Here is a 14,094-nt window from a genome sequence, read left to right as displayed (position 1 = left end):
GGGGTAATAAAGAGGTTACCCATTCGTTTTTGTAATATGCTATAATTAATCTATCAAATCTTTTGAATAACTACTTGAAGTGTGATAGATATGCAAAGAAACTACAACAGAAAAGAGAAACCAGAAATTGTTATTTCTAAACCGTCAGCCATTGAAGTTGAAAAATACTTAAAATCGTGGAAAAATCTTAAAAATTATCAGTTGCAAGAAGATGCTTTAGATAAATTGTTTTTTGAGCTATTACCAAGTAACGAAGAAATTTCTGATATCTTATTAAAGGTTGCTACATTAAATGATTTTTATAGCACAAATATTTTTTCAGTTTATCCAGTTGCAGAGCATATACTGAGTCTTAGAATTGATGAGAGGTTGAAACAAGGTGATGTAACTTTAGTCAATGAAATTCAAAATGTTACTATTAATGGAGTCACTAGAAAGTTTTATTCTTTTTCTACCAAATACTGTTCTCATCATAACCCTAACGAATACCCTATTTATGATAGCTATGTAGAAAAGGTATTAAAATATTTTAGAAAAACAGATAAATTTTTCAACTTTAAGAATGCAGACCCAAAAGATTATCAAAAATTTAAAAATATAATTATTGCTTTTAGAGAATACTATGGATTAGAAGAATTTAATCTTAAAGAAATTGATCAGTACTTATGGCAGTTGGGAAAAGAATATTTCCCAAATAAATATTAGCAACTTTTTCTCACTCAGAAAGGAAAACCATTAAATTGCCCTACAAATTTTTACTTTTCGACCTTGACCATACCTTGCTTGATTTCGATACTGCTGAGGATGTGGCTCTGACGCAACTTCTAAAAGAAGAAGGAGTTGCGGATATTCAAGCCTACAAAGACTATTACGTTCCCATGAACAATGCTCTCTGGAAGGACTTGGAGCAAAAGAAAATTAGTAAACAAGAGCTGGTCAACACGCGCTTTTCTCGTTTATTTGCCTATTTCGGACAGGAAAAAGATGGTATGTTACTTGCCCAGCGTTATCAATTTTACTTAGCCCAACAGGGGCAAACTCTTTCGGGTGCTCATGAACTCTTGGACAGCCTCATCGAGAGAGATTATGAGCTATACGCTGCGACAAATGGGATTACTGCCATTCAGACAGGACGTTTGGCTCAATCAGGTCTGGCTCCCTATTTCAACCAAGTCTTTATCTCCGAGCAACTGCAAACACAAAAGCCTGATGCACTATTCTATGAAAAAATCGGTCAGCAGATTGCAGAATTTAGCAAAGAAAAGACGCTGATGATTGGAGATTCCCTGACAGCTGACATCCAAGGTGGCAATAATGCTGGTATCGATACTATCTGGTACAACCCTCATCACCTCGAAAATCACACACAAACCCAGCCAACCTATGAAGTTCATTCTTACCAAGACTTGCTGGATTGTTTGGATAAACTGTAAAAAGTGGTTTAGATAGCCACTTTTTGCTATAATAGAGGCAGTAAAAACGAAGGAGTTGGCGATGCAACACTCATCTTGGCATGCTTTGATTAAGGAGCAATTACCTGAGGGTTATTTCGGGAAAATCAATCAGTTTATGGATCAGGTCTATGCTCAGGGAACTGTTTATCCACCTAAGGAAAAGATTTTTCAGGCTCTATTGACTACACCGCTTGAAGAAGTTAAGGTGGTGATTCTAGGGCAAGACCCCTATCACGGGCCAGGTCAAGCTCAGGGCTTGAGTTTTTCTGTACCCGATGCTATTCCAGCGCCACCGTCCTTGCAAAATATCTTGAAAGAATTGTCAGATGATATCGGGGTTAAGAAATCCCATGATTTAACGGCTTGGGCTGAGCAAGGAGTCTTACTTCTCAATGCTTGCTTGACGGTTCCTGCTGGTCAAGCCAATGGTCATTCTGGGCAGATATGGGAGCCTTTTACAGATGCTGTGATTCAGGTTGTCAATAATCTAGACAGACCTGTAGTCTTTGTACTCTGGGGCGCTTATGCACGTAAGAAGAAGGCCTTGATTACTAATCCTCACCATTTGATTATCGAATCAGCTCATCCCAGTCCTTTATCTGTTTTCAGAGGATTTTGGGGTTCCAAGCCTTTTTCCAAGGCTAATGCATTTTTAAAAGAGACAGAACAAGTGCCAATCGATTGGCTTAGATAAGGAGAGAATATGCCTCAGTTAGCGACGATTTGCTACATTGATAACGGAAAAGAACTGCTCATGCTGCATCGCAATAAGAAGCCGAATGATGTCCATGAAGGCAAATGGATTGGTGTGGGTGGTAAGCTAGAGCGAGGGGAGACACCTCAAGAATGCGCTGCGCGTGAAATCCTCGAAGAGACCGGCCTCAAAGCCAAGCCAGTTCTAAAAGGTGTCATCACTTTTCCAGAATTCACGCCAGATTTAGACTGGTACACCTATGTTTTTAAGGTGACAGAGTTTGAAGGTGAGTTGATTGAATGCAACGAGGGAACATTAGAATGGGTTCCCTATGATGAAGTTTTGAGCAAGCCAACTTGGGAGGGTGACCACACCTTTGTTGAGTGGCTTTTAGAGGACAAACCCTTCTTTTCAGCTAAGTTTGTTTATGATGGGGATAAATTGTTGGATACCCAAGTTGATTTTTATGAATAAAGGAGAAAGCAGATGTTATTAATCAAAAATGGTCGTGTAATGGATCCCAAGTCTGGTTTGGATCAAGTGTGTGATGTTTTGGTCCAAGATGGGAAAATTGTCAAAATTGCCCCTGAAATCAAGGAAGAAGGAGCAGAGCTAATTGATGCTACTGGTCTTGTAGTTGCGCCTGGACTAGTTGATATTCATGTTCATTTCCGTGAACCTGGTCAGACCCACAAGGAGGACATCCATACTGGGGCACTAGCGGCTGCTGCAGGTGGTTTTACAACGGTTGTCATGATGGCTAATACCAATCCAACCATCTCAGACGTAGAGACTTTGCAAGAAGTTCTCCAGTCTGCTGCCAAGGAAAAGATTAATATCAAGACAGTTGCGACCATTACTAAGAACTTTAATGGCCAAGACTTGACTGACTTTAAGGCACTCTTAGAAGCTGGTGCGGTTGGTTTCTCAGATGATGGTATTCCACTCGAAAGCAGCAAGGTTCTCAAAGAAGTCTTGGAAACTGCTAAAAAACTTGGCACCTTTGTTTGTCTACACGAGGAAGATCCCGGATTGAACGGTATTCTTGGCTTTAATGAAAACATCGCTAAAGATCACTTCAAGATCTGTGGTGCGACAGGGGTGGCAGAATACGCCATGATTGCGCGTGATGTCATGATTGCCTATGCAACTAAGGCCCATGTTCACATCCAGCATTTATCTAAGGAAGAAAGTGTCAAAGTAGTAGAGTTTGCTCAAGGTTTGGGGGCCCAAGTCACAGCAGAAGTGGCACCACAACATTTTTCTAAGACAGAAACTCTTCTTTTAACTCAAGGTAGCAATGCTAAAATGAATCCTCCGCTTCGTTTGGAGTCAGACCGCCGTGCCGTTATCGAAGGTCTCAAGTCAGGTGTCATCACAGTTATCGCAACGGACCACGCGCCTCACCATGCAGATGAGAAAAATGTAGAAGATATCACCAAAGCGCCATCTGGTATGACTGGTTTGGAAACCTCTCTTTCTCTTGGTTTGACTTATTTGGTGGAAGCTGGTGAACTAAGCTTGATGGAATTACTAGAAAAAATGACTGTCAATCCAGCTAAATTGTACAACTTTGAAGCAGGCTACTTGGCTGAAAATGGTCCAGCGGACATCACTGTCTTTGATGACAAGGCTGATCGTACTGTTGGTCCAAACTTCGCTTCAAAATCAGCCAATTCTCCATTTATCGGGGAAACTTTAAAAGGGCAGGTCAAATATACTATCTGTAAGGGACAAATCGTCTATCAAAACTAGATGGGACTCTGCTCTATAAACTATAAGAATAGAGAGCGTATATGTACCCAACCCATCAATTTAAAGATAAGTTTGTCTTATTTCTTAAGATATTTTTTCCTATCCTGATTTATCAGTTTGCCAATTATTCTGCCTCCTTTGTCGATACAACCATGACTGGGCAGTACAATACCATGGACTTGGCGGGGGTGTCAACCGCAACGAGTCTATGGAATCCTTTCTTCACTTTTTTAACAGGGATTGTTTCGGCCATGGTTCCCATCATAGGCCATCATCTGGGACGGGGCAAAAAGGAAGAAGTTGCGTCAGATTTTTACCAGTTCATCTATTTGTCCTTGGGTCTATCTGTGGTCTTACTGGGACTGGTACTTTTCTTGGCACCTCTTGTCTTAAATCATATCGGACTAGAAGCTCAAGTAGCGGCAGTTGCAGTTTCCTATCTTTGGTATTTGTCTATCGGCATTATTCCCTTGTTGCTTTTTAGTGTCATTCGGTCTTTGTTGGATTCTCTTGGTTTGACCAAGCTATCTATGTACCTCATGCTTTTGTTACTTCCGCTAAATAGTGGTTTTAACTATCTTTTGATATATGGAGCTCTTGGTTTTCCAGAGCTTGGTGGTGCAGGAGCAGGTCTAGGAACTTCTCTAGCCTATTGGGTTTTATTGGGAATTTCCCTGCTTGTTTTGTTCAAACAGGAAAGATTAAAAGCGTTACATCTTGAAAAACCTATTCCACTCAATATAGATAAAATCAAGGAAGGTGTTCGATTAGGTCTACCAATCGGAGGAACCGTATTTGCGGAAGTGGCTATTTTCTCCGTGGTGGGACTAATCATGGCTAAGTTTTCATCGCTCATCATCGCCAGTCACCAGTCAGCTATGAATTTTTCGAGTCTCATGTACGCTTTTCCCATGAGTATTTCCTCTGCTATGGCAATTGTTGTGTCTTACGAGGTGGGGGCTAAACGTTTTGAGGATGCAAAAACCTATGCTCGTCTGGGGAGAATAACAGCCCTTATTTTTGCTGGTCTTACCCTGTCCTTTCTCTACATTTTTAGAGATCGTGTAGCAAGTCTATATGGGAATGACTCTCAGTTCATTGAAACAACTGCTGTATTTCTGACTTACAGTCTCTTCTTCCAGTTAGCAGATACCTTTGCGGCACCGCTCCAGGGGATTCTAAGAGGCTATAAGGACACTATCGTTCCTTTCTATCTTGGCTTAATCGGGTATTGGGGAGTAGCGATACCTCTAGGATATCTACTAGATCAGGCAACTGACTTAGGAGCATATGCCTACTGGATTGGGTTAATTGCCAGCTTGATTGTTTCTGGCTGTTTGTATCAATGGCGTTTGAAATCCATAATGAAAAGATTGGGCTAATTTTTGGAAAACATCCCGAAAAACAAGTTTGTGAAAAAATACTCTAACTAAAGAAAATCCCTGTTAAAACGGGGATTTATTTTTTTACCTTGTGAAATTTTAACGGTCATATACTTTGACAGTGTTTTCTAAAAACGGTAAAATAGTAAAGTAAGTACAAAGTTAGAAAGGCAAGAAGATGTCAACTTTAGATATAAATCTTTTGCTAGAGATGTTCCGTAAGATGGAAGAAATCCGTCGTATGGACTTAAAAATTGCGCAATTAGTAAAGAAAGGGAAAGTGCCAGGAATGACGCACTTTTCTGTTGGAGAAGAGGCAGCTAACGTGGGTGCTATGTTGGCTCTCAATCCAGATGATCTAATTACCTCAAACCACCGTGGTCACGGACAAGCTATTGCCAAAGGAATTGACCTCAATGGAATGATGGCTGAAATCCTTGGCAAATACACTGGAACTTGTAAAGGTAAAGGTGGTTCTATGCACATCGCTGACCTGGATGCTGGTAACCTTGGTGCCAATGGTATCGTAGGTGGTGGTATGGGAATCGCTGTTGGCGCAGCCCTCAGTCAGCAAATGAAAAATACCGGTAAAATCGTTGTTTGCTTCTTTGGAGATGGTGCGACCAACGAAGGTGTCTTTCACGAAGCAGTAAACATGGCTTCTATCTGGAACCTGCCAGTCATTTTCTATTGCATTAACAACGGTTACGGTATCTCTGCGGATATCAAGAAAATGACGAATGTGGAGCATATCCATCAACGTAGTGCTGCTTATGGAATCCCTGGAATGTTTATCGAAGATGGAAACAATGTCATCAATGTCTATGAAGGATTTAAGAAAGCCGTAGACCATGTTCGTGGTGGCAATGGACCAGTTTTGATCGAAAGTATCACTTATCGCTGGCTTGGTCACTCATCATCTGACCCTGGTAAATATCGTACTCGTGAAGAAGTGGAATTGTGGAAACAAAAAGACCCAATCGAAAATCTTCGCAAATACCTCATTGAAAACAATATTGCAAGTGCAGAAGAATTGGAAGAAATTCAAGCGCAAGTCAAGGAAGCAGTAGAAGCTTCTGTTAAATTTGCGGAAGAAAGCCCATTCCCACCACTAGAATCAGCATTTGAAGATATTTACGCAGACTAAGGAGAAAGAGATAAAATGGAAACAAAAACAATGTCGTTCCGTGACACCATTATCCTTGCTATGTCTGAGGAAATGCGTCGCGATGAAAATGTATTCTTGATGGGAGAAGACGTCGGTGTCTTCGGAGGAGACTTCGGAACTTCTGTCGGAATGCTTGAAGAATTTGGTCCAGAACGTGTCCGTGACTGTCCTATTTCTGAAGCTGCCATCTCGGGAGCAGCAGCAGGAGCAGCTATGACAGGACTTCGCCCAATCGTTGATATGACCTTTATGGATTTCTCAGTCATTGCTATGGACAATATCGTCAACCAAGCTGCTAAAACACGTTATATGTTTGGTGGTAAAGGTCAGGTTCCAATGACAGTTCGATGTGCAGCTGGTAACGGAGTTGGTTCTGCGGCCCAGCACTCACAATCTTTAGAGTCTTGGTTCACTCACATTCCTGGACTTAAGGTTGTAGCACCAGGTACACCTGCTGACATGAAAGGACTGCTAAAATCTTCTATCCGTGATAATAACCCTGTTATCATTCTTGAGTACAAGTCAGAATTTAACCAAAAAGGGGAAGTGCCAGTTGATCCAGACTACACAATCCCACTTGGAGTTGGCGAAATTAAACGCGAAGGAACGGATGTAACAGTTGTTACTTACGGTAAAATGCTTCGCCGTGTGGTTCAAGCAGCTGAAGAATTGGCAGAAGAAGGAATTTCGGTTGAAATTGTGGACCCACGTACCCTTGTACCGCTTGATAAGGATATCATCATTAACTCAGTTAAGAAGACTGGAAAGGTCGTTCTGGTCAACGATGCCCACAAAACAAGTGGCTATATCGGCGAGATTTCAGCAATTATTTCAGAATCAGAAGCATTTGACTATCTAGATGCACCAATCCGCCGTTGCGCCGGAGAAGATGTGCCAATGCCTTACGCACAAAACCTAGAGAATGCAATGATTCCAACAGTTGAAAGCATCAAAGATGCCATCCGAAAAACTTATAACAAAGAATAATCTTGCATAAATTAAATTATGTAATATTTTAGAGATTTTTAACTTTAGTAACTTAAGATATGTTTTGTATCTAACTTATTTGTAAAGTTGTGACAGTTTTTTGGCGAATCGATAATATTCGTCAAAAAACTTAGTAAGTCTACTAGGTTGGTCGCCTGATAGCGGCAACCGTAGTAACTTGAGACACGTTCCGTGTCCAAGTTACTTGTAGAGTTGAACACGGGCTAAAAGCTCGGAAAATGATAAATCTCCTTGATTTCCTATTTTTCGGTCGCTTTTAAACACCCTTAGTATCATTTAATTGAATTCGGACGGAGGTCTGCGAAAAAAAGATAGATTTCCTTGTGTTCATCGAACACATCGTCAATCTCCTATTTTTTCATTGCCCTCTTCGTCCTTACTATCTTAGATTAGAGCACGGGCTAAAAGCTCGGAAAAAAGATAAATCTCCTTGACTTCATCAAAGTCTGCGTAGATTTCCTATTTTTCAGTCGCTTTTTACGCCCTTAGTATCATAATTAGAATTGGAGAGGTCATGGCTGATGACAAGCTAAGAGCGACTCCTGCGGCTAGAAAGTTAGCGGATGATCTAGGGATCAACCTCTACGACGTTTCTGGCTCAGGTGCAAACGGTCGTGTCCACAAAGAAGACGTGGAAACTTATAAAGACACAAACGTGGTTCGCATTTCGCCACTTGCAAAACGAATTGCCCTCGAACATAACATTGCTTGGCAGGAAATCCAAGGAACTGGTCATCGTGGTAAGATCATGAAGAAGGACGTTTTGGCCTTCCTTCCTGAAAATATCGAAAACGACACCATCAAATCTCCTGCTCAAATCGAAAAAGTGGAAGAAGTTCCAGACAATATCACTCCTTATGGTGAGATTGAGCGTATTCCAATGACACCAATGCGTAAGGTTATCGCCCAACGTATGGTTGAATCTTACCTAACTGCGCCAACTTTCACACTCAACTACGATGTCGATATGTCTGAAATGCTAGCTCTTCGTAAGAAGGTTCTTGATCCGATTATGGAAGCAACTGGTAAGAAAGTAACGGTTACAGACCTTCTTTCACTAGCTGTTGTTAAGACATTGATGAAACACCCTTACATCAACGCTTCATTGACTGAAGATGGTAAGACCATTATCACTCATAACTATGTCAACCTTGCTATGGCGGTTGGGATGGATAATGGATTGATGACACCTGTTGTTTACAATGCTGAGAAACTAAGTCTGTCAGAGCTGGTTGTGGCATTTAAAGACGTTATTGGTCGTACCTTGGATGGTAAATTGGCTCCTAGTGAACTTCAAAATTCAACATTTACTATCAGTAACTTGGGAATGTTTGGTGTTCAGTCCTTTGGTCCAATCATCAACCAACCCAACTCAGCTATTCTGGGTGTCAGTTCGACAATCGAGAAACCAGTTGTTGTCAATGGTGAGATTGTTATCCGACCAATCATGAGTCTAGGATTAACCATTGACCACCGTGTCGTAGATGGTATGGCTGGTGCTAAGTTTATGAAAGACTTGAAAGCCTTGATTGAGAATCCAATCTCAATGTTGGTTTAAGTCAGCTATTATTATTTTAGAGATTTAGATAAAGGAAGTAAGACATGGCCTTAGAAGTAATTATGCCAAAAGCCGGCGTGGATATGACCGAAGGACAAATTGTCCAATGGAATAAAAAAGTCGGTGAATTTGTAAAAGAAGGAGAAATCCTTTTGGAAATCATGACTGACAAAGTCAGCATGGAATTGGAAGCTGAAGAAGATGGATACTTGATTGCCATCCTTAAAGGAGATGGGGAAACTGTTCCAGTAACTGAAGTTATCGGTTATCTTGGCGAAGAAGGGGAAAACATCCCAACTGCTGGAGCAGCTGCGCCAGAATCAAAACCTGCACCTGCAGCAAGTGCCTCAAACGACGATGGTAAGAGTGATGATGTCTTTGATATCGTTGTGATTGGTGGAGGTCCTGCTGGTTATGTTGCGGCGATTAAAGCAGCCCAACTCGGTGGGAAGGTTGCCCTTGTTGAGAAATCTGAACTCGGTGGAACGTGCTTGAACCGTGGCTGTATCCCAACTAAGACATACCTTCACAACGCTGAAATCATCGAAAACATCGGTCATGCAGCAAACCGTGGTATCGTCATCGAAAATCCAAACTTCACTGTAGATATGGACAAACTCCTTGAAACCAAGTCTAAGGTTGTCAATACTTTGGTTGGCGGAGTTGCAGGTCTTCTTCGTAGCTACGGAGTTACTGTTCATAAAGGAATTGGAACCATCACTAAAGACAAGAATGTCTTGGTTAATGGTTCAGAATTGCTTGAAACCAAGAAAATCATCCTTGCTGGTGGTTCAAAAGTCAGCAAGATCAACGTTCCTGGTATGGAATCATCACTCGTGATGACAAGTGACGACATTCTTGAAATGAACGAAGTTCCAGAAAGCCTTGTTATCATCGGTGGTGGTGTTGTCGGTATCGAACTTGGTCAAGCCTTCATGACATTTGGTTCAAAAGTGACTGTTATCGAAATGATGGACCGTATCGTTCCAGCTATGGATGCTGAGGTGTCTAAGAACCTTCGCTTGATCCTTGAGCGTAAAGGAATGACCATCTTAACAGGTACAAAACTGCAAGAAATCATCGAGGAAGATGGTCAACTTCGTATCAAAGTTGAAGGAAAAGACGATATCATCGCAAGCAAAGCTCTTCTTTCAATCGGTCGTGTTCCAGATCTTGAAGGTATTGGCGATGTTGAGTTTGAATTGGATCGTGGTCGCATCAAGGTCAACGAATACATGGAAACTTCTGTTCCGGGTATCTATGCTCCAGGTGACATCAATGGTACCAAGATGTTAGCCCACGCAGCCTTCCGTATGGGTGAAGTAGCAGCTGAAAATGCACTTAAAGGAAACCACGTCGTAGCGAAACTTAACTTAACTCCTGCAGCCATTTACACTCTTCCTGAAGTAGCAGCAGTAGGTTTAACAGAAGAGCAAGCTCGTGAGAAATACGATGTTGCTATCGGTAAATTCAACTTTGCAGCTAACGGTCGTGCTATTGCTTCTGATGCGGCTCAAGGATTCGTTAAAGTCATTGCAGATAAGAAATACGGAGAAATCCTTGGAGTTCATATCATCGGTCCTGCAGCTGCAGAATTGATCAACGAAGCGTCAAGCATTATTGAAATGGAAATTACTGTCGAAGAAATGCTGAAGACTATCCACGGACACCCAACATACTCTGAAGTTATGTACGAAGCATTTGCAGATGTTCTAGGAATGGCCATCCATTCACCTAAGAAAAAATAAATCGAAGATAGAATAGACTGGAAAGGTATTTTCCAGTCTCTATCGTATAAAGGGATATCATGAAATACATTATCAATCATTCAAACGACACTGCCTTTAATATCGCCTTGGAAGAATATGCCTTTAAACATCTTTTGGATGAGGATCAAATCTTCCTACTTTGGATTAACAAACCATCTATCATTGTCGGGCGTCACCAGAATACTATCGAAGAAATCAACCGTGATTATGTTCGAGAAAATGGTATTGAGGTGGTCCGCCGTATCAGTGGCGGTGGAGCTGTTTACCACGATTTAAACAATCTCAACTACACAATCATTTCAAAAGAAGATGAAAACAAGGCTTTTGACTTCAAGAGCTTCTCAACTCCAGTTATTAATACCTTGGCTCAACTTGGGGTTAAAGCTGAGTTTACAGGCCGTAATGACCTTGAGATTGATGGCAAGAAATTCTGTGGCAATGCCCAAGCCTATATCAACGGTCGTATCATGCACCACGGTTGCTTGCTCTTTGACGTTGATTTGTCAGTCCTTGCTAACGCACTTAAGGTTTCAAAGGACAAATTTGAATCAAAAGGTGTGAAATCCGTCCGTGCCCGTGTAACCAATATTGTCAATGAATTACCAGAAAAGATCACAGTTGAAGAATTCCGTGATTTGCTTTTGGAATACATGAAAAAAGAGTACCCAGAGATGACCGAATACGTTTTTTCTGAGGAAGAATTGGCTGAAATCAATCGCATCAAGGATACCAAGTTTGGTACATGGGACTGGAACTATGGTAAATCACCTGAGTTTAACATTCGTCGTGGAACAAAATTCACTAGCGGTAAGGTTGAAATTTTTGCCAACGTCATTGAATCAAAAATTCAAGACATCAAGATTTATGGTGACTTCTTTGGTATCGAAGACGTTGTAGCTGTAGAAGATGTCCTTCGTGGCGTGAAATATGAACGCGAAGATGTCCTTAAAGCTCTAGAAACTATTGATATTACACGCTACTTTGCTGGTATTAGCCGTGAAGAAATCGCTGAAGCGGTAGTGGGGTAAAAGGAAAAGGAGCTGGTTGTATGACCAGCTTCTTTTTGAGTCATCTTATATATAATAATTTGTATTTTTTTAAAAAAGTGATATAATACAGATGTGAAGAATTGTTAGTAAATGAGTGTGTGACTTGAGGATCTAACTAAGGGTTCAGCAAAAAACATAATCTAAGTAGTTTATGTTTTTTGAAATGAATTTGTATAAATGTCTTACAAAGTACTTGAAAAGCTTGGAGTATTTATCTCCAAAGTCCATCTAGGAAGGTGTGATGTTATGAAACGTTTATTTATACTTTTTTCGAACCTTTTTATTCTAATCTTTCTTCTTTGGATTGCCTTTATTTCTCCAAATACGGTTATCTACCGAAGTCTCCCTGTGGTAGGAGTTATTAAGCAAGAAAGAACTGTCACCAATGAGGAGCTTTCGTCCAACTTAGATCAGTTAGCAAGGGAAAGCAATAGTCTAATCGCTCGCCAGATTGAAAAAACGGATTCTAAAGGGCAAGTTAAGTTTTCGTATGATATCTACGGAGAAGGGGCACTTCCTAATGGCATCAAAAAAGAAGAGAAAGAATTCGCTGCAAAGGAAAGTTTGCTTACCAATTACTATATACTATCTGGGAATTTAACCCTTGAAAAATTGGATCAAAAACTCCACGATCTTGGTTTTTCAAAAAGTTTCATGAATAACCCTAATCCCCTGCAAAATTTTATCGCATTTTTTGGTTCTGGTGCCCAATCTCTAGCCTTGGTTATTTTTATCATCAGTTTTGGTGCATTGACCATTATTCAAAAAACACTTGAAATGAGAAGTGCAGGGATTCGTTACATTTCTGGAATAAGACGATACCAACTCTTTGGACATTCTCTCATGGAAGATGCTAAAGAATTGTTTTTAGGATGTATTGGCGGCAGTGTCCTAGGAGCTATTCTGATTTATTATTTACAATTGACCCCTTTTGCCTATTCCCTCATCATTTCAGGTAGTATTATTTACAATACACTTTTATTTATTTTATCTGCTTTCCTATCCTTTTTCTTTGCATTCAGTATTCAGACAGTACACTTGGTCAGCCTTTTAAAGGGGAAGATTCCATTAAAAAGAGTCTTGTTTTTTCTCTTTACATGTCAATTTCTTGCAATCACTGTCATTGGTCTCTCAATTCATCGTGTCAGCATCTATGGCTCTATCTGGCAGACTTATCAAGAGGGGAAAGTGGCTTGGTCTAAAGAGACGAATTGGGTTCAAATTGGTGTAAATCGGGAGGATTTTTCACAGAATACAAATAAAGAGATGCAAATTGAAATAAGAGCCAAATGGTCTAAGCTAATCGAGTCTGGCATCGAAAAAGGTGGTCTCTTGGTCCAACATCAGCTCGCATCTTTTGATTCAAAAGGATTCATGAACGATCCTAGAACAGGAAGAGATCTTTCGATCACAGATTACGATCCTCTTGCCAATACCCTGTATGTCACTCCAAATTACCTTGATATCCAAAGGATCTCAGTTTCTCCTGAGGAAAAAGAGCGCTTGAATCACTTACAAGCTGGAGAATTTGGACTCTTGCTCCCTGAAAAGTTGAAAGGTCAAGAAGAGGAGTTGAAAAAACGCTATGAAGATTATCTGACTCCTAGTGATGAACAAGGAAAGAGTCAGTTGCCTATGAAAGCACGGGTGACCTATCTTCCTAACAACCAAAAACGATTTATCTATAATAATACACCGATGAGCTATCAGCAATTCTTGACCGATCCGATTTTAGTTGTTGTTCGACCTAAAAGTTTTGGTGGCTATGACAATCCTTATTTCTCTCATCTCAATTCTTATCTGTATTTTGATGGACTTGAAAAAAGCAAGAAGCTAGTAGCTGAGAATGGGCTTGAAAAAAACGTGAGTCAATACGACTATGCAGCAGCTGTCTATCAGCAGATGATGCAATCCATTCAATTAGAGAACCTCATGACCATTGCTGGAGGTGTATTCGGAATGGCGACCTCCATTCTACTCTTTAACACCATGAATTTCCTCTATTTTGAAGAGTTTAGAAGACCGATCTTTCTGAAGAAGATTGCGGGTATGGACTTTTTGAAAATTCACAAAAGTATGCTTGTATCAGAGATTGCCATGCTATTATTAGGTAGTGTCCTGATTTTCTTTCTCACACAGGAATGGTGGATCGCTCTCGTCACGCTTTTATTATTTACGATTAATGCATGGCTGATTCTCCTTTATCGCTCGCATAAAGAGGAGCATTTCTTGCCCATTATTCTGAAAGGAGCCTAAT

The 14,094-nt window shown here is 40.6% G+C and carries 12 protein-coding genes; all 12 read left to right on the top strand.

Features of this window, described 5'->3' with window-relative positions:
* Nucleotides 1–90 precede the first annotated feature (90 nt).
* The 12 genes from HMPREF9188_RS05515 to HMPREF9188_RS05460 all read left to right on the top strand — a co-directional run bounded on the left by HMPREF9188_RS05515 (nucleotide 91) and on the right by HMPREF9188_RS05460 (nucleotide 14,093).
* Complete coding sequence (locus tag HMPREF9188_RS05515; protein WP_009730175.1) at nucleotides 91–705, top strand: hypothetical protein; 615 nt, start codon at nucleotides 91–93, stop codon at nucleotides 703–705.
* Nucleotides 706–740: 35 nt separating this feature from the next.
* Complete coding sequence (locus tag HMPREF9188_RS05510; RefSeq protein ID WP_009730174.1) at nucleotides 741–1,433, top strand: YjjG family noncanonical pyrimidine nucleotidase; 693 nt, start codon at nucleotides 741–743, stop codon at nucleotides 1,431–1,433.
* Between the two features lie 61 nt (nucleotides 1,434–1,494).
* Nucleotides 1,495–2,148, top strand: a complete 654-nt coding sequence (locus HMPREF9188_RS05505; RefSeq protein WP_009730173.1) for a uracil-DNA glycosylase — start codon at nucleotides 1,495–1,497, stop codon at nucleotides 2,146–2,148.
* 9 nt (nucleotides 2,149–2,157) lie between these two features.
* On the top strand, nucleotides 2,158–2,622 hold the full coding sequence (locus HMPREF9188_RS05500; protein ID WP_009730172.1) for an NUDIX hydrolase: 465 nt from the start codon (nucleotides 2,158–2,160) through the stop codon (nucleotides 2,620–2,622).
* Nucleotides 2,623–2,634: 12 nt separating this feature from the next.
* Complete coding sequence (locus HMPREF9188_RS05495; RefSeq protein WP_009730171.1) at nucleotides 2,635–3,903, top strand: dihydroorotase; 1,269 nt, start codon at nucleotides 2,635–2,637, stop codon at nucleotides 3,901–3,903.
* Nucleotides 3,904–3,944: 41 nt separating this feature from the next.
* The gene (locus tag HMPREF9188_RS05490; RefSeq protein WP_009730170.1) at nucleotides 3,945–5,285 is read left to right on the top strand and encodes an MATE family efflux transporter; all 1,341 of its coding nucleotides are present in this window, start codon (nucleotides 3,945–3,947) and stop codon (nucleotides 5,283–5,285) included.
* 178 nt (nucleotides 5,286–5,463) lie between these two features.
* On the top strand, nucleotides 5,464–6,432 hold the full coding sequence (locus HMPREF9188_RS05485) for a thiamine pyrophosphate-dependent dehydrogenase E1 component subunit alpha (protein WP_000105343.1): 969 nt from the start codon (nucleotides 5,464–5,466) through the stop codon (nucleotides 6,430–6,432).
* A gap of 15 nt (nucleotides 6,433–6,447) precedes the next feature.
* Complete coding sequence (locus tag HMPREF9188_RS05480; RefSeq protein WP_000448714.1) at nucleotides 6,448–7,440, top strand: alpha-ketoacid dehydrogenase subunit beta; 993 nt, start codon at nucleotides 6,448–6,450, stop codon at nucleotides 7,438–7,440.
* A gap of 535 nt (nucleotides 7,441–7,975) precedes the next feature.
* Complete coding sequence (locus HMPREF9188_RS05475) at nucleotides 7,976–9,019, top strand: dihydrolipoamide acetyltransferase (RefSeq protein WP_009730169.1); 1,044 nt, start codon at nucleotides 7,976–7,978, stop codon at nucleotides 9,017–9,019.
* A gap of 44 nt (nucleotides 9,020–9,063) precedes the next feature.
* Nucleotides 9,064–10,767: a dihydrolipoyl dehydrogenase gene (gene lpdA, locus HMPREF9188_RS05470; RefSeq protein ID WP_009730168.1), complete on the top strand. Its 1,704-nt coding sequence runs from the start codon at nucleotides 9,064–9,066 to the stop codon at nucleotides 10,765–10,767.
* 59 nt (nucleotides 10,768–10,826) lie between these two features.
* Nucleotides 10,827–11,816: a lipoate--protein ligase gene (locus tag HMPREF9188_RS05465; RefSeq protein ID WP_009730167.1), complete on the top strand. Its 990-nt coding sequence runs from the start codon at nucleotides 10,827–10,829 to the stop codon at nucleotides 11,814–11,816.
* Between the two features lie 267 nt (nucleotides 11,817–12,083).
* Nucleotides 12,084–14,093 (top strand): DUF1430 domain-containing protein, encoded by a 2,010-nt coding sequence (locus tag HMPREF9188_RS05460; protein WP_009730166.1) that lies wholly within the window; start codon nucleotides 12,084–12,086, stop codon nucleotides 14,091–14,093.
* The last annotated feature ends 1 nt before the right edge of the window (nucleotide 14,094 follow it).

Source organism: Streptococcus sp. F0441 (genome assembly GCF_000314775.2).
In the GTDB taxonomy this organism is placed as follows: Bacteria; Bacillota; Bacilli; order Lactobacillales; family Streptococcaceae; genus Streptococcus.
Note: the sequence above shows the minus strand (reverse complement) of the source record. Positions and strands in the feature narration are given on the sequence as shown.